This is a genomic window from Microbacterium sp. STRO-1N (genome assembly GCF_057748015.1).
The window spans coordinates 3,214,410-3,237,584 of the sequence record NZ_CM173234.1; the positions used below are offsets into that span (position 1 = coordinate 3,214,410).

At 68.9% G+C, this 23,175-nt stretch carries 16 protein-coding genes and 1 tRNA gene; 2 read left to right on the top strand and 15 right to left on the bottom strand.

All coding sequences use genetic code 11. From position 1 onward, the window contains the following. Positions 1-16: 16 nt before the first annotated feature. The gene (locus AC3ANJ_RS15725; RefSeq protein ID WP_488317103.1) at positions 17-481 is read right to left on the bottom strand and encodes a hypothetical protein; all 465 of its coding nucleotides are present in this window, start codon (positions 479-481) and stop codon (positions 17-19) included. 6 nt (positions 482-487) lie between these two features. After that, on the bottom strand, positions 488-1,645 hold the full coding sequence (locus AC3ANJ_RS15730) for a Fic family protein (RefSeq protein WP_488317104.1): 1,158 nt from the start codon (positions 1,643-1,645) through the stop codon (positions 488-490). 73 nt (positions 1,646-1,718) lie between these two features. On the opposite strand from AC3ANJ_RS15730, the gene AC3ANJ_RS15735 reads away from it, so the two are divergent. After that, on the top strand, positions 1,719-2,357 hold the full coding sequence (locus AC3ANJ_RS15735) for a 4'-phosphopantetheinyl transferase family protein (RefSeq protein ID WP_488317105.1): 639 nt from the start codon (positions 1,719-1,721) through the stop codon (positions 2,355-2,357). Here AC3ANJ_RS15735 and AC3ANJ_RS15740 read toward each other — a convergent pair. The 7 genes from AC3ANJ_RS15740 to AC3ANJ_RS15770 form a co-directional block, all read right to left on the bottom strand. Then, positions 2,317-3,678: a M1 family metallopeptidase gene (locus AC3ANJ_RS15740; RefSeq protein ID WP_488317106.1), complete on the bottom strand. Its 1,362-nt coding sequence runs from the start codon at positions 3,676-3,678 to the stop codon at positions 2,317-2,319. The two genes, AC3ANJ_RS15735 and AC3ANJ_RS15740, sit on opposite strands and share 41 nt — an antisense overlap. Continuing rightward, positions 3,678-7,652, bottom strand: a complete 3,975-nt coding sequence (locus AC3ANJ_RS15745) for a Pls/PosA family non-ribosomal peptide synthetase (protein ID WP_488317107.1) — start codon at positions 7,650-7,652, stop codon at positions 3,678-3,680. The genes AC3ANJ_RS15740 and AC3ANJ_RS15745 overlap by 1 nt, the downstream gene beginning before the upstream one ends. Positions 7,653-7,662: 10 nt before the next feature. Continuing rightward, the gene (locus tag AC3ANJ_RS15750) at positions 7,663-8,397 is read right to left on the bottom strand and encodes a hypothetical protein (RefSeq protein ID WP_488317108.1); all 735 of its coding nucleotides are present in this window, start codon (positions 8,395-8,397) and stop codon (positions 7,663-7,665) included. A gap of 95 nt (positions 8,398-8,492) precedes the next feature. After that, a complete protein-coding gene (locus tag AC3ANJ_RS15755) occupies positions 8,493-9,098 on the bottom strand; it encodes a GNAT family N-acetyltransferase (protein WP_488317109.1) in 606 nt (201 codons plus the stop codon). 56 nt (positions 9,099-9,154) lie between these two features. Continuing rightward, positions 9,155-9,245 (bottom strand) — tRNA-Ser (locus AC3ANJ_RS15760). Positions 9,246-9,301: 56 nt separating this feature from the next. Further along, positions 9,302-11,410 (bottom strand): alpha-galactosidase, encoded by a 2,109-nt coding sequence (locus AC3ANJ_RS15765; protein ID WP_488317110.1) that lies wholly within the window; start codon positions 11,408-11,410, stop codon positions 9,302-9,304. An 85-nt stretch (positions 11,411-11,495) separates the two neighbouring features. Next, positions 11,496-12,611, bottom strand: coding sequence for an ROK family protein (locus AC3ANJ_RS15770; protein WP_488317111.1), 1,116 nt, complete (start codon positions 12,609-12,611; stop codon positions 11,496-11,498). 92 nt (positions 12,612-12,703) lie between these two features. Here AC3ANJ_RS15770 and AC3ANJ_RS15775 point away from each other — a divergent pair, with 92 nt between their 5' ends. Next, positions 12,704-14,830, top strand: a complete 2,127-nt coding sequence (locus tag AC3ANJ_RS15775; protein ID WP_488317112.1) for a glycoside hydrolase family 36 protein — start codon at positions 12,704-12,706, stop codon at positions 14,828-14,830. Between the two features lie 57 nt (positions 14,831-14,887). Here AC3ANJ_RS15775 and AC3ANJ_RS15780 read toward each other — a convergent pair whose 3' ends face one another. The 6 genes from AC3ANJ_RS15780 to AC3ANJ_RS15805 form a co-directional block, all read right to left on the bottom strand. Then, a complete protein-coding gene (locus AC3ANJ_RS15780) occupies positions 14,888-15,778 on the bottom strand; it encodes an ABC transporter ATP-binding protein (protein ID WP_488317113.1) in 891 nt (296 codons plus the stop codon). Beyond that, positions 15,775-16,662 carry an ABC transporter ATP-binding protein gene (locus tag AC3ANJ_RS15785; protein WP_488317114.1) on the bottom strand — a complete coding sequence of 296 codons (888 nt, stop codon included), beginning with the start codon at positions 16,660-16,662 and terminating at the stop codon, positions 15,775-15,777. The genes AC3ANJ_RS15780 and AC3ANJ_RS15785 overlap by 4 nt, the downstream gene beginning before the upstream one ends. Next, the gene (locus AC3ANJ_RS15790) at positions 16,659-17,663 is read right to left on the bottom strand and encodes an ABC transporter permease (protein ID WP_488317115.1); all 1,005 of its coding nucleotides are present in this window, start codon (positions 17,661-17,663) and stop codon (positions 16,659-16,661) included. Before AC3ANJ_RS15790 ends, AC3ANJ_RS15785 begins: the two co-directional genes overlap by 4 nt. Before the next feature lie 5 nt (positions 17,664-17,668). Further along, complete coding sequence (locus tag AC3ANJ_RS15795; protein ID WP_406248976.1) at positions 17,669-18,658, bottom strand: ABC transporter permease; 990 nt, start codon at positions 18,656-18,658, stop codon at positions 17,669-17,671. Between the two features lie 43 nt (positions 18,659-18,701). Further along, positions 18,702-20,405 carry an ABC transporter substrate-binding protein gene (locus AC3ANJ_RS15800; RefSeq protein WP_488317116.1) on the bottom strand — a complete coding sequence of 568 codons (1,704 nt, stop codon included), beginning with the start codon at positions 20,403-20,405 and terminating at the stop codon, positions 18,702-18,704. A 227-nt stretch (positions 20,406-20,632) separates the two neighbouring features. Beyond that, positions 20,633-23,092 carry a glycoside hydrolase family 2 protein gene (locus tag AC3ANJ_RS15805; RefSeq protein WP_488317117.1) on the bottom strand — a complete coding sequence of 820 codons (2,460 nt, stop codon included), beginning with the start codon at positions 23,090-23,092 and terminating at the stop codon, positions 20,633-20,635. Between the last annotated feature and the right edge of the window lie 83 nt (positions 23,093-23,175).

Sequence of the window (23,175 nt, forward strand, 5' to 3'; positions counted from 1 at the left end):
CTAGGCGACAAGTCAACTAGCGCTTGGTTCGCCGGCCCAGCAACGGCACAAGGATCGCGGCCACGACGGCGCCGGCGGCCGTCGCGATCACGAAGACGGTCATCGACGGTGCGGCGGACGCGCTGAACGTCAGTGCGAGATTCGCGCACAGATGAATCAGCCTGCACGTGAGCATCCGCCACCAGAACGACCCGACCATGGTGAAGATCATGGTCGCGTTGAGCATCAGGACAGCACCGAAGAACGCGAGGTGCTCGAGGAGAGGCAAGCCGAAGTACTGCACGTGCCACACGCCGAACACGAGGCCGACCGCCAGCGCGGCCAGCCACCAGGATGCTCTTGCCCACAGGATGGCACAGGAACGGATGCCGCGGGTGTCGATCTCGGGATGCTGGTCGGAACCGATGTGCTGGCAGTTCGGACGGCGCGCCCCGGCGCGTGGCGCGAGCTGAGCGCGTTCGACGACATCGTTCTCTAGCACAGCCGCTCAGCGCAACGCCGTCCGTCGGAGGTCAGCGGCGTAGGCGTCCAGCACGTCGAAAATTCCACGATGCTGCCACACCCGCCCGCGGGCCTTGCCCGTCGTCTCAGTGAGCACGCCTCGTTCCGTGAGCGCGTCCACCGCGCGAAGCGCCGCCATCTCGCCCAGGCCGAGGGTCTCGACCAGGTATGCGGTATTCACCGCCGGCTGACCGACCAGTGCGGGCAACACTTTCCACGCCGCGGCATCCGCTCGCAGTCCCTGCATCTTCGCGCGAGAGGCGTCCAGCTGAGCGACCAGGTCATCGACGAGCTTCGTACCGCTGACCGCGGCGAAGCGGCTCGCCCGGGCGAATTCCCGAACAATCGGTCCGGCGTCTCCATCTCGGAACGCTCCGAGAGCGGTGAAGTAACGATCGACGTCGACAAGCAGCCCCGCAGAGATCGGCACCGCAGTCGAGGCGACGAGTCCTTTGTTGCGCAGGATCGACTGTGCAAGCGCCCGGCCGGTGCGACCATTGCCGTCGGGGAACGGGTGGATCGTCTCGAACTGCGCATGCGCTACCGCAACCTGAATCAGCACCGGGATGTCCTGACGTCCGATGAACTCGACCAGGTCTTCGATCGCCCCGGGGATGCGGTCATGGTGCGGCGCGACGAACTCCGCCACTCGGGGTCCTGCCTCACCGGCCCCGATCCACACCTGCTCGAGGCGGAAGCGACCTGCATCGATGGGTGCAAACCCTCGCTGGTGGACCATCAGCGCTTCGTGCATGGCGAGGATGGATTCCTGGCTGATCTCGTCGGCCAGCTGAAGCGCTGCTTCCATGGCGCGAACGTTGCCGACGACGGTGACGGCGTTGGCCTTGTCTCCCTCGTCGAGCTCGGCGAGCGCCAGTTGTTTGGCCGAGGTCGTCAACTGTTCGATCTGAGAACTGGACGCGGATTCCGTTCGCAACAGGATGGCGGTCATGGGGCCCAATGCAGGATTGTCTGGACCCAGGACGCGCTGCGCGTGCTCGTCGAAAGACACGAGCTGTCGCGTTGCGTCTTCGACATCCGCGGATTCCGCGCTCGAGATGCTGGGCGTCCAGCCGGCGATCGATGCGGTGACAGCCGCGCTGTACGGTTCGACCGGAACGCGAGCGGGAGGAAGCGTGGACACGCACCCAGTTCACCAACACTTAGGAGAATAAGTGTTGGCAAACGTCGTGAGCGGCAACACATATCCTGACCTCATGACCCGTGGCTTCGCGACGTGCGGTCCGGTGCGCATCGCCTGGGCGGATGCCGCGGGGGCAGGGAGCGTCGACCTCTCCCCCGCTGACCGCGCGCGGTACGAGCGGCTGAGCCTGTCCCGCGCCGCGCGATTCCTCACCGGACGCGCGCTGCTCACGCAACTGGTGCACGACCTCGGCGAACCGGACGCCCGGTTGCGCACGCGGTGCGACCAATGCGGCTCCGCTGACCACGGCCGCGTACACACGGTTACGGGCAGCGTCGTCATCAGCGTCAGCTATGCCGGTGATCTCGCTTTCGCGGCCGCGGCATCCGCTGAGGATGCCGCGGCCATCGGCATCGACGCCGAAACGGACACCGGTGCGGGCGCTATGCAGGACCTCGCCGAGCTGTTCGCTCCGCACCCACCGCCGGACCTCCGCGGGTGGACCACCATCGAGGCGGCGGTCAAGGCCGACGGGCGCGGCCTGCGCATCCCGGTGTCCGACGTGCGACTCGGCGCCGACCCGGGAAGCCGCTTTCCGGGCGGACGCCTCATCGATCTCCCCGGCCGCCGCGTCGAAGCCGCCGTCATCACCGGTCCGGACGGATTCGTCGTCAGCGTCGCGATCGATCCAGCCCGAGAATCGGGCCGGTGATCGGCGCCGCGGCGTCGTCTGGTCCGCCGTCCGGCAGCGGCGGCAGCTGAGGCATCCTCAGCCAGGCGTCGAAGAACTCCTGCAGCGGCTGCCCGAGCTGCTCTTCGGCGAGGGAGATGAAGTCGTCGGTATCGGCGGTGGCGAGCGCGTGGTGTGCGGTCCAGGTACGCAGCAGGCCGAAGAACACGTCGTCGTCGGCCGCGGTGAGCCGCAGCGCGTGCAGCGCGACGGCGCCGCGCTTGTACACCCGGTCGTCGAACATCGTGTCGGGGCCTGGATCGACGAGCACGATGTCCTGCGGCAGTTCGGCGAGTCGCGCACGATGCCCGAGCGCCTTCGCGTGGGCGCTCGGCCCGCCGGAGCGCTCCGACCAGAGCCATTCCGCGTAGCAGGCGAAGCCCTCGTTGAGCCAGATGTCGCTCCAGCGCGCCAGACCGACGCTGTTCCCGAACCACTGGTGCGCGAGCTCGTGCGCGACGAGACGCTCCAGCCCGCCGGATCCGTCGATGTGGTTCGCTCCGAAGATGCCCATGGCCTGCGCCTCGAGCGGAATCTCGAGCTCGTCGGGCGTGACGACGATCGTGTACCCGCCGAACGGGTACGGGCCGAAGACGTCATCGAAGACGGCCATCATCCGGCCGAGATCCGCGAAGTCCGCGTGGACTCGGCCCTGCAGCATCCGGGGGTAGAACAGTCGTCCGGCGACCGATCCGAGCGCGACGGCCTCCTCGGTGTAGCGCCCGATCTGCAGCGTCATGAGGTAGGTCGGCGTCGGCGCGTCGACGCGGAACGTCCACGTCGGGCGTCCGCGCTCCAGGGTGCGCTCGGGTGGTACGGCCCCGACCACGACGTAGTCGGGGTCGGTTGTGACCTGCACGGCGTACGTCGCCTTGTCGGACGGCACGTCGTTGCAGGGGAACCAGGTCGGAGCCCCCGTGGGCTGCGAGGCGATGAGCGCGCCGTCCTCGAGCTCCTCGAAGCCGATCGATCCCCAGCGGGTCCGCCTCGGTTTCGGTGCTCCGGCGTAGACGATCTCGACCTTGCGTCGCTCCCCTGCGGCAGCAGCACCGTCGAGCGAGATCTTCACCTTCCGGTCGTTCTGCGAGAACCGCACCGCGGCGTCGTCCACCCGCACCTTCGTCGCGCGCAGGCCGACGAGATCGAGCGAGATCGTCTTGGTCTCCGCCGACACGAGCACGTCGAGCACCGCGTGCCCCTTGAGCCGGTTGGTGGACAGCTTGTAGTCCAACCTCAGGTCGTAGTGCTCCACCCGGATGCGGTCGTCACCGGCCTGCGGCGTGTACGGGTCGCTGGAGTGCATCAGTCGGCCACCTGGTACGCGCGCACCTTCACGGCGCGCCACGGGCCGATCGGGTTGCCGCTCCACCGGCTGCCGGCCGGGACCGTCTCACCGCGCATCACGAGGGATGCCGGGCCCACCGTCGCATCGGCCGCGATCGTCGCCGCGGGCAGTACGACCGAGTGCGGGCCGAGAGTCGCTCCGGATTCCAGCGTCACCGTGTCGATGCTCATGACTCGATCATGGAACAGATGCGTCTGAACCACACATCCGCGGTTGACGGTGGCGCCGTCGCCGAGCTCGACCAGGTCGGGTTCGGGCAGCCAGTAGCTGTCGGTCCAGACGCCGCGGCCGATCCGCGCGCCCAGCGTGCGCAGCCACACGACCAGCGCCGGCGTGCCGGCCGCCGCGTTCGCGAACCACGGGGCGGCGACCATCTCGGTGAACGTGTCGGCGACCTCTGTGCGCCACACGAACGTGGACCACAGCGGATGCTCGCCGCGGCGGATCGGTCCGACGAACGCCCATTTCGCGCCCGTCGTGATCGCGGCCGCGACCGCGCCGGCGACGAGCAGCACCGCGCCGGACAGCACGAGCGCGAGGAACAGGCCACCCCTGTCGATCAGCGCCGACAGCACGACGAGCACGGCGAGTCCGATCGCGCAGGTGACGACGACGGGGATCACGCGGCACAGCTCCCACAGCGCACGGGCGACCCGCAGACCGGGGCGCGGGCGGTAGGTGCGTTCGAGGTCGGCCTCGTTCACGACACGGCGCAGCCGCACGGCCGGGGAGCCCAGCCAGCTGGACCCCGCCTTCGCCTTCTCCGGTGCGACCGACAGCACCGCGACCAGGCCGTCCTTGGGCACGCGGTGCCCGGCGGCGGCGAGACCGGAGTTGCCCAGGAACGCGCGCTTGCCGATGCGGGCCGGCGCGATCTTCATCCACCCGCCACTGAGCTCGTAGGTCGCGACCATGGTGTCGTCCGCCAGGAACGCGCCGTCGTCGATCGTCGTCATGGACGGCAGCAGCAGCACCGTCGAGGCCTCGACCTCGCGGCCGACCTTCGCCCCCAGCATCCGAAGCCAGATCGGGGTGAACAGACTGGAGTAGATCGGGAACAGGATCGTCCGTGCGGAATCCAGCAGCCGTTCGGTCGTCCAGGCCTGCCAGGCGATGCGGCTGTGCACGGGGTGCACGCCCTCGACCAGCCCGATCGCCAGCAGCCGGACGCACAGCACGACGGCCGCGGCGAACACGAGCCCGGTGACGAGCACGGCGGGGACCAGCCAGACCAGCATCGGGCCGATGGCTTCGCCGAGCGAGTCGGCACCGCGGATGCCGGAAGCCAGCACGAGACCGCCGACGGCGAACGCCAGGAACGGCAGCAGCCCGAGCAGCGCCGACGAGGCGCCGTACGCCCACATCCAGCGGGGGCGCTGCGGTGGCGCGGTCGGCGAGAGCGGCGTGCTCGTGCCGCCGACGCGCACGGCGGGCGACCCGGCCCAGCGCTGGCCGGCACGGACCCGCCCGAACACCGCGGATCCGGGGGCGATCTCGGCTCCGCGGCCGATCTTCGTCCCGGGTGCCAGAGTGCTGCGCGCGCCGATCGTCGCATCGGCACCGATCCGGATCGCGCCGATGCGGACGGTGTCACCGTCGATCCAGTGGCCGGCGAGGTCGACCTCGGGCTCGATGGCCGCGCCGTCGCCGACGTGCAGCATGCCGGTGACGGGCGGCAGCGAGTGCAGGTCGACACCCTTGCCGATGCGGGCGCCGAGGGCACGGGCGTACAGCGCCACCCACGGGGCGCCGGCGAGTCCGATCGGATCGACCTGGTGAGCCACCTGCTCGGCGAGCCAGAGACGCAGGTGCACCGCACCACCGCGGGGGTAGTCGCCGCCTCGGACACCGGCGAGCAGCAGTCGAGCGGCGAGGGCGGCGACCCCCATCCGTCCGAATGGCGTCGTGAACAGCACGAGCCCGACGATGATCGCCCACCCCGGAGCGTCCGGCAGGAACTCGAAGCCCGGCACCAGCTGGAGCAGGCAGCTCGCCGTGAGCAGCCAGGTCGCCCAGCGCGCCCCGCTGAGGATGAACAGCGGGATGCCGAGGATCGTCTGCACCCACTGCATCCGCCGCGGGGTGGGCCGCGCCGCCGTGACGTCGCGCGTCTCCTCGTCGACGGACTCGTCGTCGACGGCATCCGCCATCTGCCGCAGCCGCGGCAGGTCGTACACGTCGGCCATCGTGAACTCGGGGGCCCGTGTGCGGATGCGCGAGACGAGCTGGGCCGCGGCCAGCGAACCGCCGCCGAGCTGGAAGAAGTCGGCGCCCTCGTCGTCGGGGCGCACGCCGATCACGGCGAACCACTGCTCGGAGAGCCAGGCAGCCGTGCCGGACAGCGATGAGTCCGCGGCATCCGTGTCGGTCAGCGGCCAGGGCAGAGCGGCCTTGTCGACCTTGCCGGAGGTGCGCACCGGCAGGTCGTCCACGGGCGCGAGCAGCGGGATGAGCGGGGCGGGCAGCGACTCCGCGAGCTGGGCGCGGGCGTTGATGCGGTCGAAGCCGTCGCCGGGGACGACATAACCGACGAGCAGGGCGATGCCGGCCTCGGTCTTGCGCACGGCGACCGCGGCCGCGGCGACGCCGTCCACGGCCTGCAGCGCGGACTCGACCTCGCCGAGTTCGATGCGTCGGCCGCCGATCTTGACCTGGTCGTCGACGCGGCCCTGGAAGATCAGTCCCTCGGGGTCGGCGCGGACCATATCGCCCGAGCGGTAGGCGCGGTCCCATCCGAGCGTCGGCATGGGCGCGTACTTCTCGGCATCCTTCGCGGGGTCGAGGTAGCGGGCGAGTCCGACGCCGCCGATGATGAGCTCGCCGGCCTCGCCGTCGGCGACGGGCAGGCCTTCGGCGTCGACGACGGCGAGCGCCCAGCCGTCCAGCGGAAGACCGATGCGCACCGGGCCGTCACCGTCGAGCAGTGCGGCGCACGCGACGACGGTCGCCTCGGTCGGGCCGTACGTGTTCCACAGCTCGCGGCCCTCGCCGACGAGGCGGGCGACGAGCTCGGGCGGGCACGCCTCGCCGCCGAAGATCAGCAGTCGGACGTTCTCGACGGTGTCCTGCGGCCAGAGCGCAGCGAGCGTGGGGACGGTCGAGACGACCGTGATGCCGTGACCGACCAGCCAGGGGCCGAGGTCCTCGCCGGAGCGGACGAGCGCGCGGGGCGCCGGCACCAAGCAGGCGCCGTGACGCCACGCGAGCCACATCTCCTCGCACGAGGCGTCGAACGCGACCGAGAGGCCGGCGAGCACGCGGTCACCTGGGCCGAGCGGCGAATCCTGCAGGAAGAGGTTCGCCTCGGCATCCACGAACGCGGCGGCCGAGCGATGCGACACCGCGACGCCCTTCGGCGTGCCGGTCGACCCGGACGTGAAGATGATCCACGCGTCGTCCTCGAGGGTCGGCGGCGGAACGATCGGGGTCGACATCGTGCTCGGATGCGGATCGGGCGTGCCGAAGAGTCCGCCGGATGCCTGGGCGGATGCCTGGGCGGATGTCGTGTCGGATGCTTTGTCGGATGTGCTGTCGGGTGCCGGGGCGTCGGATGACGGATGGAAGACGCCGCCCGCTCCGATGACGCCGCGCACGCGCGCTTCGCCGAAGACGAGATCGGCGCGCTCCTGAGGGTCATCCGCGTCGACCGGGACGTACGCCGCGCCGACGGCGAGCACCGCAAGGATCGCGGTGTAGAGGCCTCGATCGCCGGACGGCATGCGGACACCCACGCGGTCGCCGCGCCGGACGCCCTGATCGTGCAGGCGCGCCGCCGTGAGGTGCACCCTGGCGAGCAGCTCGGCGTAGCTGAGGGCGCCGTCCGGGTCTTCGATGGCCGAGGCCTCCGGGTACCGCGTCGCGGTGTCGCGAAGGATGTCGATCAGCGTCCGCGGCGCTGTGGCGAAGGCGCTGCGGTCGTATCCGTCCTGCACGGGGAGCCGATCAGGCCGAGAGGAGGGCGATGAGCTGCGCCTTGGTCAGGCGCGAGTATCCCGCTCGGCCTTCCGCGCGGGCGCGGTCCCGCAGCGCCGCCACGGTGAGCGAGGCCAGTGCGTCGGATGCCGCGGGCGTGGCGGGCCGGGGTGCGCGGGTGGCGGGCTTGGTGGCGGGGGCGGTTGCCGGCTTGGTTGCGGGCTTGGCGGCGGGAACCGTCGCCGACTTGGTGGTGCGAGTTGCTGCCGGCTTGGCGGTCTCAGCCGTCACCGGCTCCGGTGCGTTCTGCGTCGCGGCGGGCGCGGCATCCGCCGATGCGACCGGCTTCACGGTCGCGACGTCGGCGGCGCGCTTCGGCGTCGCGTCGGCCGTGTTCGACCCGGCCTTCTTCGACTCGGCCTTCTTCGACTCGGCCTTCTTGGCCGCATCCTTCTTGGCGGACTTCTTCGCGGCTGCCGCCTTCTTCTCGGCATCCTTCGCGTCGGCCTTGGCGATGATCTTGACGACCGCCTTCTCGACCCGGCCGGTGGCCTCGGCGGCTGCCTTCTCGACCTTGCGCGGCTTGGCGGCGAGCTTCTTCTTGGACACCTTGGCCGCGTCCTTCGCCTCCTCGGCGAGAGACTTGAGCTTCTTCGCGTCCTTCTTGGGGAGCTTCTTGCTGAGCTTCGCGGCATCCTTCGCCACGGATGCTGCGGCGTCGATCGCCGCTTCCGCCGACTTCTGAGCCTTCGTCTTCTTCGCCATGAGCGTCCTCACCATCCGATCCGGCCGCCCCAGTGGGCCGCTGTGAACCCGCCGATGATAGCGGGTGCGGGTGAACGGAACGAGTCCGGATAACGTCAGCCCGGCCCGGGCGTCACGTCGATCGCTGCGTCGAGCCTTCCCTGCAGCTTCGCGCGGACATCCGGCCACTCGTCGTCGATGATGCTGTAGATCGCCGAGTTCCGTTTGCGGCCGTCCGGCATGATGCACTCGTGACGCAGTATCCCCTCGAACTGCGCACCGATCTTTGTGATCGCGGCTCGGGATGCTGCATTGTGCTCGGACGTGCGGAGTTGGACGCGGACGCAGTCCATCTGCTCGAAGGCGTACCGCAGCATCAGGAACTTCGCCTCGGTGTTGACGAAGCTGTGCTGCCAGGACGCCGAGATCCAGGTGTGTCCGATCTCGACGCTGCGATTGACTCGGTCGATCTGCCAGAATCTCGTCGATCCGACGATTCGGCCGTTCGCGGTCAGCGTCGTCGCGAAAGGCAGGACCGTGCCGTCGTCGCGACCTGTGAGTGCTTTCGCGATGTACGCGTCGACGGTCGCGGCCGAAGGGACGACGGTGTGCGGGAGGTTCCACAGCTCGCCGTCGGCGGCCGCGGCGAGGAGGGCTGCGGCATCCTCGGCGGCGAGAGGACGGAGGGAGACACGGGGGCCGATCAGTGCGGTGTGGGACACACGCAGATTGTAGAGCGTGGGAACGACGAAACCCCCTGCTCAGCAGGGGGTTTCTGTGGCGGTGACGGTGGGATTTGAACCCACGGTAGGGGGTTACCCTACACAACTTTTCGAGAGTTGCACCTTCGGCCGCTCGGACACGTCACCGCGGATCAGTTTACGTGAGACACGGCATCTGCGCGAATCGAGCGTTCGGCACTGTGTCAGAGCGCCACGACCTCGAGCACGAGCGCGGATGCCGGTGCCAGCAGCGGCACCCGGACGCCGACCGCGCCGAGCAGCGATCCGGGAAGCTCGCAGTCCCCCTCGGCGATCCACGGCACCGGCTTCGCGTCCAGGAATTTCTTCGCCGACAGCGCCGGGACCACCCGCACGCGGTAGTCCACCCGGGGGTCGAGTCCGGGCAGACGCAGCGCCGGCGGCACCGCCCATTCCCCCGTCGCCTCGCGCGTCAGCCGGAACAGTCCGTGACGACGGTCCGAGGACACCACGCCCGTCAGCACCTGTCCGTCCCCGTCGCCGTGGAGGAGCTCACCGGAGTGCATGAGCCCGCGCAGGCGCTTGTACTCGCCGATCCACGCCTTCACGTCCGCTCGCTCGTCTGCGGTGAGGTGGGTGATGTCTGTCTCGATGCCCCCGTGCGCGAACAGCGTCGTCGCGATCCGGAACCGGAGCTCGGTCGCCCGCTGGGTCGTGTGGGCCGTGGCGGGGCCGATATGACTGCCGATCAGTTCGGGCGGCAGGAGCAGCTCGGTCCATCGCTGAATGCGCGAGCGCTCGAGAGGATCGTTGGTGTCGGATGCCCAGATCCGATCGGTGCGCTCCAGGATGCCGAGGTCGACACGAGCCCCTCCGGAGGAGCAGGATTCGATCTCGACGCCCGGGTGCTGGCGGCGCAGCTCGTCCAGCAGCGCGTACACGGCCCGGGTCTGCGCATCGATCCCCGCACGCCCGGCGTGCACCGCTTCCAGCACGTCCCGGTTCTGATCCCACTTCAGGAACTCGATCGGGTACTCGGTCAGCAGCGCCCCCAGCCGCTCCAGCAGGTAGTCCGCGACCTCGGGCTGGGCGACGTCCAGCACGAACTGGTTGCGCCACGACCGGGTGGTCCGCCCGGGCATCCGGAGAAGCCATTCCGGATGCTCGGCCGCGAGAGCCGAGTCCGGGCTGACCATCTCCGGCTCGACCCACAGGCCGAATCCCATCCCGAGGGCGCGCACGTGTTCGACGATCGGATGGAGCCCGTCCGGCCAGACGGTTCCGTCGACGTGCCAATCGCCGAGCCCCGCAGTGTCGCTGCGGCGTCCGAGGAACCAGCCGTCATCGAGCACAAATCGTTCGACACCGACCTCGGCGGCCACGTCGGCGAGCTCCGTCAGGGGTTCGAGCGTGTGATCGAAGTAGACCGCTTCCCAGGTGTTCAGCACCACCGGACGCGGAGCCGACGGATGCGCGGGCCGCGCCCGCAGCGACCGATGCAGGCGCGCGGAGAGCCCGTCCAGTCCGGCGTCGCTCCACACGAACACCGCCGTCGGCGCCGCGAATGCCTCACCGCGCGCGAGCACGATCTCGTCTGGTCGCAGCAGCTCGCCCGCGCCCAGCACGCTGCGCCCCTCCGGAAGCCGATCGGTGCGGTAGACCGCATCGGCGCTCCACGCGAGATGCACGGCCCAGACCTCACCGAAGCGGTCGCCGAAGCCGGGCGTCCCCGCCACAGCGAGCATCGGCGCGTCGTGCCCCGTCCGGCCGCGCCGCGACTCGCGCAGATACGTGCCCATCGCGATCGGCCGACGCTGCGGCGAGCGCTCCCGCGTCCACCGTCCGGTGAAGTCGAGCAGCTCACGCGCGCGGGCCGCGACCGGCAGCGTCGCGTCGAGCGCGGCGATGGTCAGGGGCGCGTCACCGTCGTTGACCACGCGGTGATCGATGCGCAGCACACCCGCGTCGTCGAACCGCAGCGAGCTGTGCAGGGTCATCCCTTCCGCCGAAGCCACGATCGAGAACCCGTGCTCGTCGGCATCCACGTCTGTGACCGACCAGTCCGGATGCAGCGGCGCACCGGCGGCCGCGCCGGACAGTGCGGGACGTCCTTCCCACCCATCCCGCTCCGTCGGCAGGATCGTCAGCGGCCACGCCACGTCGAGCGCGCTGGCCGAGATCTGCCGCGCGCTCGCTTCGTCGAGGGCGCGGAGCGCGGCGGCGGATGCGTCGCCGACGTCCTCTCCCCAGTGCAGCACTTCGGGCAGTCCGTGGTCGCGGAACGCGACGACCAGGGCGGCGCCGGCGGCATGGAAGCGGCGAATGGTGGGCATGAAGAAACCTCCGTCGTGACGGTCGAGCCGTCCAGACAAGATTCCCGCGAATCAGTCCACTTTGTCAATATATGAAACAAAGCGGCTAGGTGAGCATCCCTCGAATCGCGATTCCGGCACCCGCCCGAGCCCACTTCGAGAAGTCCCACGCCCGCACGTCGAGATCGACCTCAGCGGCGTCCTTGTCGAGCCGCTCGGCGAGCGTCGCACGCATCGCATCTCCACCCAGCTCGTGCACGGCGATCCCGTCGCCGGTGAGCACGACCTTCTTCGGGTCGACGAGGTTCACGACCGTAGCGATGAGCGCGCCGAGCGCCCGCCCGGCATCGGCGAACGCCGCCAGCGCGATCGGATCGCCGCCACGGGCGTCCTCGACGGACTGCTCGTACTCATCCTCGGCCCGACGCACGGCCTTGCTGATCGCCGCATTCACGAGCAGGCTCGATACGCACCCCCGGTGCCCGAGCCCGCAGTAGGGTCCGGCCTCGTCGACGATCATGTGGCTCATCTGACCGGCCCGCGCGTGCGCGCCGTCGACGACCTCGCCGTTGACGACCAGACCGCACCCGATGCCGACGCCGACCGTGATCAGCGCCATGTCGTCGATGCCCGCACCCGCACCGAACCAGTGCTCCGTCGCCGTCAGCGCCTGGACGTCGTTCTCGACGGAGCACGGCAGCCCTGTGGCCTCCGCCACGAGGGACCCCAGGGCGACATCGGTCCAGTCCAGGAACGCCGAGCGCTCCACGACGGCACCGCCCTGCCCCTGACGAGCGCGACCGGCCAGCGCGATCCCGACGGCGGACAGCTCGTGCCCCGCCCCGGCGAACTCGCGTGCGACGGCGGCGATCTGAGCCACCACATCCGCGGGCTCCCGAGACTCGATCGACTGTTCCGCAGCCGCGACGATGCGCGCGGACAGGTCGGTGACGACGGCGTAGAGCCGGTCACCGGTGAGCTTGATCCCGAGGAAATGCAGCGCCTCCGCGCGCACCGACAGCATCTCCGACGGGCGGCCGGTCTGGCCGACCAGCCGGGTCTCCCCCTCGGTCAGGAATCCCCCGTCGACGAGTTGTCTCGTGATGCGGGTCAGGCTCGCCCTTGATAGCAGGAGCCGCCGTGCGATCTCGGCGCGCGGCAGCTCGCCGTGGATGAGAACCTCCAGCAGAGCCGCGCGCATCGGTGCCGATATCTCGGCCATGTTTGTCACCTCAATAAACATAGTATGTTGCACGGATCCCGCCGCTCTTGAAAGGATCTCATCACATCCGCCGCGAAGGAGCGCCGATTTCCATGACAACGGACCACCGCAGCATCCGCTGGGAGACCCCCGGCATCTCCGTGAGCTTCGCCACGCCGGAGAACGGCCCCGTGTCGGTGCTCGCCATGCGCCCCACAGGGTCACCAGCGCCGGACCCCGTCCTTCCAGACGGTCACGGCGAGCAGCCGCTCGTCGAGCTCTCCGCCTTCGGCCACGGGCGGTTCCCCGGAAGCTACCGCCACGTGGACACCATCATCGGCCGCGAGCTCCGCTTCACATCCGAGACGCGCACCGAGCACGACGGCCGGCACGAGCTGCGCATCACCCAGGTCGACGCCGAACGCGGCATCCGCGTGACCAGCGTCTTCGAGGCCCACGGGTCGACGGCCGCCCTGCGCACCTGGACCGAGGTCACGGTCGCCGGCGACCTCGTGATCGATGCCGTCTCGAGCTTCGCGACCGGCTCCTTCCTCGCCGACGCGCGCGCGGAATCCGTCGACGCCCTGGTCCTCGCACACGCCGACAACGACTGGATCGCGGAGAGCCGGTGGCAGGTGGAACCGCTCCGCGCCGCCGGCCTCGTGGACGTCCTCCGGGAGGCGCATCACCACCAGCCGCCGCGCACCCGCATCGCGCTCGGGAACCGCGGCTCGTGGTCCAGCGGCGAAAAGGTCCCCGTCGCCGCAGTGGCCGCCGCAGATGCCGGATACGCACTGGCCTGGCAGATCGAGCACAACGGCCCGTGGCTGGCGGAACTCGGCGAGAACGGCCACGGCGCCTACCTGCTGCTGTCCGGCCCCACCGACCAGGAGCACCAGTGGAGCGTGCGGCTGCGCGACGGCGACACGTTCACCTCGATCCCCGTGTCGCTCGCGGTCGCGCTGGGCGATGCGACGGATGCCTTGCGCGCACTCACCGACCACCGCCGCGCGATCCGGCAGCCCCGCGCGGCTGACGATGCACTTCCGGTCGTGTTCAACGACTACATGAACACCCTCATGGGCGACCCGACCACCGAGCGGCTGCTCCCGCTCGTCGATGCCGCCGCAGCGGCGGGCGCCGACTACTTCTGCATCGACGCGGGCTGGTACGCCGACGGGCACTGGTGGGACGGCGTGGGAGCCTGGGAGCCGTCGACGGTCCGCTTCCCCGGCGGCATCGCCGAGGTGACGGGGCACATCTGCTCGCGCGGCATGACACCTGGGCTGTGGCTGGAGCCAGAGGTCATCGGCGTGCGCTCCCCGCTGGCCGAGACGCTGCCGGACGACGCGTTCTTTCAGCGCCGCGGGGTGCGCATCGCCGAGCATGGTCGGCATCTCCTCGATCTGCGTCACCCCGCCGCCCGTGCGCACCTGGATGCCGTGGTCGACCGCCTCGTGGACGACTACGGCATCGGCTTCCTCAAGATGGACGAGAACACCATGACCGGACCCGGGAGCGACCTCGACGGACTCGCGCCCGGCCACGGGCACCTCGAGCACGCCAGGGCTCTGCTGGACTGGATCGACGCCGTCCAGGAGCGCCACCCGGACCTCATCATCGAGAACTGCTCCTCCGGTGCGATGCGGATGGACTACGCGCTGCTGTCGCGCCTGCACATGCAGTCGACCTCGGACCAGCAGGATCCCGTCGCGTACGCTTCGATCGCCGCGGCCGCCCCGGCGGCCATCCTGCCGGAGCAGGCCGGCAACTGGGCCTATCCGCAGACCGGGATGAGCGCGGAGGCGCGCACTTTCGCCCTCGTGAACGGCGTGCTCGGCCGCATGTACCTGTCCGGATACCTCAACAGGATGACGCCCGTCGAGGTCGACGCCGTGCGCGCCGCCGTGGCCGCGCAGAAGACGATTCTCACCGACATCCGCGACCGCCACCCCGTCTGGCCGCTCGGCCTGCCCGCGTGGGAGGCCGGCTGGGTCTCCCTCGGCCTGCACGACGCCACGGCCGCGCAGGCCTACGTCTCGGTGTGGCGTCGCGCCGGCGACGCCACGGCATCCCTGCAACTGCCCTGGGCCCGCGGGCGAGAACTCGAGGTGACCCCGTTCTTCCCGGCGGATGCCGCCGGCTGGACCTGGACATGGGATGCCGAGGCCGGCGTCCTCGAGACGACCGCGCCGACGACGGAGCCGAGCGCCCGCACGTTCGACATACGCGCGGTGTGACGCACGGCCCACGAGGAGGCGGCTCCCGGCGATGCCGGAAGCCGCTTCCTCGTCGCGTCAGCGGACGCCGACCGGCGTCCGCGCGCCCTCCCATTCACCGGTGAAGTGGTTGTAACACGTCGAGTTGTCCAGCTTCGAGCGATCCGGCGCCTTCTCGCCGCTCACGATCTTGCCGATGCGCTCCGGGTCGGGGGCGGCCATCGCGAGCAGCCTGGTGTAGTCGTGGTGCGGGTCGAGGATCACGGCATCGGCCGGCCCTCGTTCGACGACGCGGCCCTTGTAGAGCACGAGGATCTCGTCCGAGAAGTGCCGCGCGGTCGCGAGGTCGTGCGTGATGTAGAGCACCGCCAGGTCGTCTTCGCGCTGCAGCCGGCCGAGCAGGTTCAGCACGCCGAGTCGGATCGAGACATCCAGCATCGACACCGGTTCGTCGGCCAGCACGACCTGTGCCCCCGGTGCGAGCGCCCGCGCGATCGCGACGCGCTGACGCTGGCCTCCGGAGAGCTCGTGGGGTCGCCGTTGCGCGAACGACTCGTCCAGGTTCACCCGCTCCAGCATCTCGATGACGCGCTCGTAGGTCTCGTGCGCCCCGCGCGTGCGCTTGTGGATCCGCAGGGGCCGCGCGATGTGGTGCTCGATCGAGTGGAACGGGTTGAGGGACGCGAACGGATCCTGGAAGACCATCTGCACGTGGCTGCGGTACTCACGCCCCGATACGGCACGCCCGTCCGCCTGTGTGACCTCGATGCTCCCGGAGGTGGGTCGCTCGAGCTTGGACAGGATGCGGGCGATGGTCGACTTGCCCGATCCTGATTCCCCGACCAGCGCGACCGTCCGGCCGGGGACAAGGTCGAACGAGACACCGTCGACGGCACGGAACCGCTGATGGCGCAGCCCCTTGCGGATGCTGAACTCCTTGACCAGGTCGGTGACCTTCACATCGGTCATGCGGGCGTCTCCTCGGTGTCGGCACCGGCATCGACGTCGATGCCGGTGCGGATGAACGATCCCCTCGAGCCGCTCAGACTCGGGAACGAGCCCAAGAGCCTCCTGGTGTACTCGTGATGCGGATCCCGGTACATCTCGTCGGCGGAACGCAGCTCGACGATCTCCCCCTGGAGCATCACCGCGATGCGGTCGCTGATCTCCAGCAGCAGCGGCAGGTCGTGGGTGATGAAGATCACGGCGAAGCCGAGCTCGTCGCGAAGACGCACGATCTCACGGAGGATGTCGCGCTGCACGACCACGTCAAGCGCCGTGGTCGGCTCGTCCATGATCATGATCTGCGGTTCGAGGATCATCGCCATCGCGATCATGACGCGCTGGCGCATACCGCCGGACAGCTCGTGCGGATACGAGGTCAGACGGGCCGGATCCACGCCGACGCGGGAGAGCACATCCGCCGCACGTGCGCGCCGCTCAGCGCGCGACAGCTGCGGACGATGGGCCTGCAGGACATCCTCCAGCTGCACGCGGATGCTGGTGACGGGGTTGAGCGCGTTCATCGCGCCCTGGAACACCATGGACAGCTCCGACCAGCGGAACGCCCGCAGTTTCTCCTCGCCGAGTTCGAGCAGATCGACGTCGCCCGCGCGGCCGTGGAAGACGATGCTGCCCGTCGTGATCCGCGCCGGCGGCTTGTGCAGCCGGTTGATCGCGTACGCGAGCGTCGTCTTGCCGCATCCGGATTCGCCGGCGAGGCCGAGGATCTCCCCAGCGGAGAGGTCGAACGACGCGTTGCGCACCGCGGTGACGGGGGTGTCGACCTCGTAGACCACTGTGAGATCGGAGACGGACAGCACCGGACGACGCTCTTCGATGACGGCACTCACGAGGCACGCTCCTTCATGCGCGATGCGCGGCGTTCACGACGCTCGGCGCGCGCGTGCAGGCGCACGTTCTTGAGCTTGGGGTTGATGATCTCGTCGATGGAGAAGTTCACCAGCGACAGGCCCATGCCGAACAGGGCGATGATGAGCCCCGGCGGGATGAACCACCACCAAGCGCCGAGCGGCAGGGCGAAGCCGTTCTGCGCGTAGAACAGCATCGTGCCCAGGGTCGAGGCGTTCGACGCCCCGAGCCCGAGGAACGACAGTCCGGCCTCGCCGAGGATCGCGGCGATCACCGCGAAGACGAACTGGGATGCCAGCACGGGCAGCAGGTTCGGCAGGATCTCGACGACGATGACGCGCCACGCGCGTTCTCCGGCGACGCGGTTGGCGGCGACGTAGTCACGGCTGCGGATGGACAGCGTCTGCGCCCGCAGCACCCTGGCCGATCCGGCCCAGCTCGTGATCGCGAGGACCACGGCGATCGTCCAGAGCCCGCGCGCCTCGGCTGGTACGAAACCCGAGATGACGATGACGAGCGGAAGGCCGGGGATCACGAGGAAGACGTTCGACAGGAGCGAGAACGCCTCGTCGGCGAAGCCGCCGATGTAGGCGCCCAGGATGCCGAAGAACGCCGACAGCACCGTCGCGAGGACGCCGACGATGATGCCGATCTCGAGCGAGCCCCGGGTGGCGTATGCGAGCTGTGCGAAGACGTCCTGGCCGGTCTGGGTGGTTCCCATCAGGTGCTCGGCTGAGGGTGGGGTCAGGCCGATGTTGCTGATGGCAGCCGGGTCGCCGACGAACATCGGTCCGATCAGTCCGAACAGGGCGATGGCGCCGATGAGGATGAGCCCTGTGGCAAGCCACGGGGTCATCGTCGGCAGCATCTGCCGCAGTGCCGAACGCGATCGCCGGCGTGCGCCGTCGCGCTGCTGGCGGGTGATGATGAGCTCGGTGCCGTCGGCGACCGAGGTCTCCGTTTCCGGTGCGATGTTGGTCATGGCGATCAGCTCCGTGCCCGCGTGCGGGGATCGATGAGGCCGTAGAAGAGGTCGACGATGAAGTTCGCTCCGAGCACCGCCAGCGTGATGAACAGGAACAGGCCCTGCATGAGCGCGTAATCGTTGTTGGTCACCGCGGAGAGCAGCTTCGATCCGATGCCCGGGTAGGAGAACACCTGCTCGGTCACGACCGACCCGGACACGACGAAGCCGAGCGAGATGGCGAAGCCGGCGATCGAGGGGAGCACGGCGTTGCGCGCCGCGTATCCGCGCAAGATGGTTCCGTTCGCCAGTCCCTTCGCGTGCGCGGTGAGGATGTAGTCCTCGGACAACGTCGAGACCATCATGTTGCGCATCCCGAGCAGCCAGCCGCCCAGCGAGGCGATGACGATCGTCAGCGCGGGGAGGAACCCGTAGTACAGGGCGGACTGGATGAACTCCCAGTTCCACCCGGGGTCGAGGATCACGTCGTAGCCGCCCTGCGAGGGGAACCAGCCCAGCTGCGTGGAAAGGAAGTAGACGAGGATCAGCGCCAGCCAGAAATACGGCACCGCGGCCAGCAGGGTCGTCGCAGGCACCAGCGAATCCAGCCAGGTGCCCGGCTTCCATCCGACGAGCGCGCCGAGTGTGATGCCGATGATGAACGACAGCACCGTCGCGACCCCGATGAGCATGATGGTCCAGGGCAGTGAGGTCGCGATCACCTCCGACACCGGTGCCGGGAAGTAGGTCACGGACACTCCGAGGTCGCCCTTGAAGACGTTCACGAGGTAGTTCCAGTACTGCGCGATCAGGGGTTGCGAAGAGTCACCCCCGAGGAGGAGTTCGTAGGCCTGTCTGGTCTCGGCCGACACCTGGCCACCGCGCTGCTGGAGCTTGGCGAGCAGGATGTCGACCGGGTTGCCAGGCAGCAACCGCGGAATCAGGAAGTTGAGCGTCAGCGCCGCCCAGAGGGCGACGATGTAGAAGCCCACCTTTCTCAGGTAATAGTTCACCGATCCGCGCCTTCCGTCTGTGCGAGCTCCTCCTCGGTCACGGTCACTCGCCCGTGGGCTTCAGCGCCTTGAAGATCTGGGCGTTGTCCGGAGACGCCCAGATCGCCGGGAAGGCGTACAGGTCGTCCAGCGTCGGCCACCCCGTGAACTTCGCCGCGTTGAACTCGCTCGTGGTTCCGCCCGTGAGGATCGGGATGTACGGCATCTCCTCGACGATCGCCGCCTGGATGATGTCGAACTGCGCCTGACGTGCAGCGGTGTCCTCCGGGCTCGTGCGCTTGAGCACCGCGAGCGCCTCGTCGACCGCCGGGTCGCTGAACCGCGACACGTTCACCGGAGCGGTCTCGCCGACCTTCGCGGTGTTAGCGGTGGAGAAGTTGTTGTTGTAGAGGTAGTACGGATCGCTGGCGGCGCCCTGTCCGAGCGAATCGATCGCGAGCTGGTAGTTGCCCTTGGTCTTCTTGTCGGTCCACTCGTTCCACGACGACTGCGCCGCGGTGACGTCGATGCCGGCGGCCTTCAGCTGCTGCGCCATCGTGTCGATCGCCGTGATGTAGTCGGTCCAGCCGGTGACGACCTCGATCGTGAGCTTGAGCGGCTCGCCGTCCTTGGCGTAGATGCCGTCGGAGTTTTTCGCGTAGCCCGCGCCGGTGAGCAGCTCGTCGACCTTGTCGAGATCCGGCTCGCTCGGAACCGTCGGCTCCTCGATCGCGGCGGAGATGTACTCCTCCTGCGCGGGGAGAAGCGCGAAGGTCGGGGACATGTCGCTCGCGGTGTCCTGGAAGGCGAGCGAGTTCACCTGCGGTCGGTCGATCGCGTAGTAGATGGCTTTGCGCACGGCGGGATCGGTCTGCGGACCTGTGCAGCCGAGGTCGGCGTTCGAGCAGGTCAGCAGCGCCATCTGGTTCATGCCGATCGTGATCGCCTCGTACCCGGGGTAGTTCTTCGAGACGTTCTCGATGTCGGGCACCGGCCCGGTCTGCCAGTCGATCGTTCCGGCCGCGAGCGCGTCCACACCGGCGGTGTTGCCGGACAGGGACAGGTAGCGGATGTTCTCGACCGCCGGCGCACCATCCCAGTAGTCCTCGTTCGCGGTGAGGGTGAAAGCCTGCGCCTTGAAGTTGTCCAGCACGTACGGACCGGTGCCCACGGGCTCGGCCACCACGTCGGCCACGGGGTTGACGTCCTGCCAGATGTGCTCGGGCACCATGAAGGTCTTGCCCAGGATCTCGGGGCCGGTCACGAACGCCGGCTCCGGGAACGCGATGCTCACGTGCGTGTCATCGATCTTGGTGACGTCGCCCGTGAACCCGCCGGTGTTGATCGCGGGCGTGTCCTTGATGAGCTGGAAGGTGAAGACGACGTCGTCGGCGGTGAACGGCTCGCCGTCGGACCAGGTGACGCCCTCGCGCAGCGTGATGTCCAGCTGGGTGCCATCCGCGTTCCATGTGTACTCGGTACCCAGCAGCGGCGTGAAGTCCTCCGTGTTGACGTTCGTGACGAAGAACAGCGATTCGTAGATGGTGCCGAGGCCGCCGATCTTGGTCGGAGAGTACGGATTGAAGTTGATCTGGTAGTCGCCGGCCTGACCGGTGAAGCCGACCAGCGTGTTGGCGTCACCGGAGGAGCCGTTCGCACCGGCGGCATCGCCGGCCGGGCTGCAACCGGTCAGTGCCAACCCGAGCGCAACCGCCCCGGCACCGAGAGCGAGCGTCGCGCGGCGTGCGCGCTGTGAGCCAAGAAGCATCGATGATCCTTTCCTCACGCCACGGCATCGTGACCGTCGGCGTCGACGAGCCCTGCGCAGTTGCAGGGGCGGAAGGTCAGCCTTCCGCCTGGTCATTGTTACGCAGTGAAACGAACCCTGTCAAGGATCTTTGTCCACAAATGAAACTAAGTGTCGATTCGTGACGCCGGAACACACGAGTGCGCCCCGCGACCGAGGTCACGGGGCGCACTCGGGATCGACAGCCCTCAGCCCTGCAGGTCTCCCGCATGACGCAATACGAGCGGCCCGAGGAAGACATCCGCCTCGGCATCCGCCGGCGCACCGGTGACGACGAACTCATGGCTCTCACCGGCCAGCAGCGTCACGAGTCCGCTGTCGACGGCGGCATCCACGTGACCGCGGTCGGCCAGGATGAACACGTCACGGGCATACGATCGCGCCGTGATCCGCACGCGGACGTCATCGCCGGCACGGATCGCCTCCGAGGTGAAGGCATCCTTCTCCAGCCGCTGCTCGACCACCTCGGCGAAGTCGTGGATGCCGCGCGCGAAGCCCACCGCATCCACCACCAGCACCTCGCCGCTCGCATCCTGCGGAGTGCTCAGTTCCTCCGGGATCGCGAGGGTCTGCACGCCGCGAGCCGACAGCTCCGCGGCGATCGAGGTCTCGGCCAGGACCGTGCCGTCGAAGGCCTGGCGGCGCACCACGACGTGCCCCGTCCAAGTCTCCGCGTGATCGTTCAGCAGCACAGCCGCCAGCCCGCCGTCGCGCGGCTGGACGGTGACGAAGCGCGGCTCGTAGACCGCCTTGATGGCGTACCAGAGGGGCTTGCGGCGCTCCTCGAAGTCAACGGCAGCCCACGAGATGACCGGCCAGTCGTCGTTGAGCTGCCAGACGATCGAGCCAGTGTTGTACGGCGCGAGCGAGCGGAAGTGCGAGATACCGAACCGCACCGCCGCAGCCTGATTCAGCTGCGTCGCCCAGTGCCAGTCGTCGATCGTCGCCGGCTTCGGCAGGTGCGGTAGATATCCCCGCTCGAGCTTGAGATTGCCCTCGTGCGCCTTCTGGTGCACGAGCATCTGCTCACCGTACGGCTCGAGCGGACTGTCGTGCACGGCGTCCACGAGCGTGGTCCATGCCGGTGGCCCCTGGAAGCCGAACTCGGCGACGAAACGCGGCTTCCACTCGGCGTACGCGGTGTAGTCCTTCTGATTCCACACGTCCCAGATATGCACGGTTCCGTGGGTGTCCATGTTGGGGCTCACGTACGACGAGAACGAGTAGGGGCTGCCGGCCGAGTAGAAGCGGGTCGGATCGAGTTCGGCGATCAGTCGGGGGAACAACCGGCGGTAGTAGCCCTCGCCCCATGTCTTGCCCTCCAGACGCGGACGCCATCCCCAGTCCGTGTATCCGACGATGTTCTCGTTGTTGCCGTTCCAGATCGCCAGCGACGCGTGCCCGGAGAGGCGGGTGATGGCTTCGCGGGCCTCGGCTTCGACCTCGACGGCCAGCCACTCCTCCTCCGCATAGGCGGCGCACGCGAACAGGAAGTCCTGCTGCACCAGTACGCCCTGCTCGTCGCAGATCTCGTAGAAGTCGTCGGCCTCGTAGATCCCGCCGCCCCAGACGCGGAGCAGGTTCATGTTCGCCTCCGTGGCATCCGCGATGCGACGCGCATAGCGATCGCGGTCGACCTCGGTGGTGAACGCGTGGTCGGGGATCCAGTTGGCTCCTCTGATCTGCACGAGCTGATCGTTCACATGCACGGCGTACGGGCTGCCGTGCTCATCCGGGGCGATGTCGACCCGGATCGTGCGGAAGCCGACGCGCCCCGTCCAGACCTCCGTCGTCGAAGGGTCGCCCGCCCTCGCACGGACGATGACGTCGTACAGGGGCTGGGCACCGTGGCTGCGCGGCCACCACAGCTGCACGTCCGGCACGTCGACGCGCACGGACGCCGCGGACTCGCGGTCGGCGAGTTCGACCGTGGCCACCCGCCCGTCAACCTCGACCTCGACCTCGATCGTGAGCGGTCCGGCCTTGAGGGCATCCGCGCGCTCGATGTCGACGTGCGCGTTCAGGATGCCGGTGGCGCCGTCGACATCGACCAGCGGGCGCACGGAGGCGATCCGCAGCGTCGACCAGCTCTCGATGCGGATCGGCTTCCAGATCCCGGATGCCGCGACATCGATCCCCCAGTCCCACCCGAAGCTGCTGGCCATCTTGCGGAGTGCGTTGTACGCGTGGTGGTTGGTGTGCGGGCGCGGACCGTGCTGCTCGGACCGCGCGAGGGCCGCCGGGACCGGAGCGGTGAAGTCGATGCGCAGCTCGTTGCGTCCGGCGACCAGCGCGGCCCCGATGTCGAATCGGTAGGAGCGGTGCTGATTCTGAGTGCGGCCGATCTCGACGCCGTTCAGCGTCAGCGTCGCGATCGTGTCGAGCCCCTCGGCTACCAGGTCACGGCGCTCGGTGCCGTCCTCGACCCAGTCGAAGCTCGTCTGGAACGACCAGTCGACATCGCCGATCCACTGTTGCCCTGTTTCGTTGGCACCGTCGAAGGGCTCCGCGATGAGGCCCGCACGATGCAGGTCGAGGTGCACGGAGCCGGGAACACGAGCCGGCACGGCGACTCCGGCGATCCCCTCGGGCGCCGGTCCTGCGACGGCGGTGACGGTCCAGTTCTCGGACAGTTCGATGACGGCCATACGGCTCCTTCGCCTTGAGGCACCCACCAGTCAGGTGCGTTACTTAGTTACACAATCTAACAAAGCAGGGGGCGCGAGCGAAA

Bases quoted from the DNA above. Each gene is read 5' to 3' on its own strand.
- AC3ANJ_RS15735 (WP_488317105.1), top strand. From the start codon at position 1,719: ATGACCCGTGGCTTCGCGACGTGCGGTCCGGTGCGCATCGCCTGGGCG.
- AC3ANJ_RS15740 (WP_488317106.1), bottom strand. From the start codon at position 3,678: ATGCACTCCAGCGACCCGTACACGCCGCAGGCCGGTGACGACCGCATC.
- AC3ANJ_RS15750 (WP_488317108.1), bottom strand. From the start codon at position 8,397: ATGGCGAAGAAGACGAAGGCTCAGAAGTCGGCGGAAGCGGCGATCGAC.
- AC3ANJ_RS15765 (WP_488317110.1), bottom strand. From the start codon at position 11,410: ATGCCCACCATTCGCCGCTTCCATGCCGCCGGCGCCGCCCTGGTCGTC.
- AC3ANJ_RS15770 (WP_488317111.1), bottom strand. From the start codon at position 12,611: ATGGCCGAGATATCGGCACCGATGCGCGCGGCTCTGCTGGAGGTTCTC.
- AC3ANJ_RS15775 (WP_488317112.1), top strand. From the start codon at position 12,704: ATGACAACGGACCACCGCAGCATCCGCTGGGAGACCCCCGGCATCTCC.
- AC3ANJ_RS15780 (WP_488317113.1), bottom strand. From the start codon at position 15,778: ATGACCGATGTGAAGGTCACCGACCTGGTCAAGGAGTTCAGCATCCGC.
- AC3ANJ_RS15790 (WP_488317115.1), bottom strand. From the start codon at position 17,663: ATGACCAACATCGCACCGGAAACGGAGACCTCGGTCGCCGACGGCACC.
- AC3ANJ_RS15800 (WP_488317116.1), bottom strand. From the start codon at position 20,405: ATGCTTCTTGGCTCACAGCGCGCACGCCGCGCGACGCTCGCTCTCGGT.
- AC3ANJ_RS15805 (WP_488317117.1), bottom strand. From the start codon at position 23,092: ATGGCCGTCATCGAACTGTCCGAGAACTGGACCGTCACCGCCGTCGCA.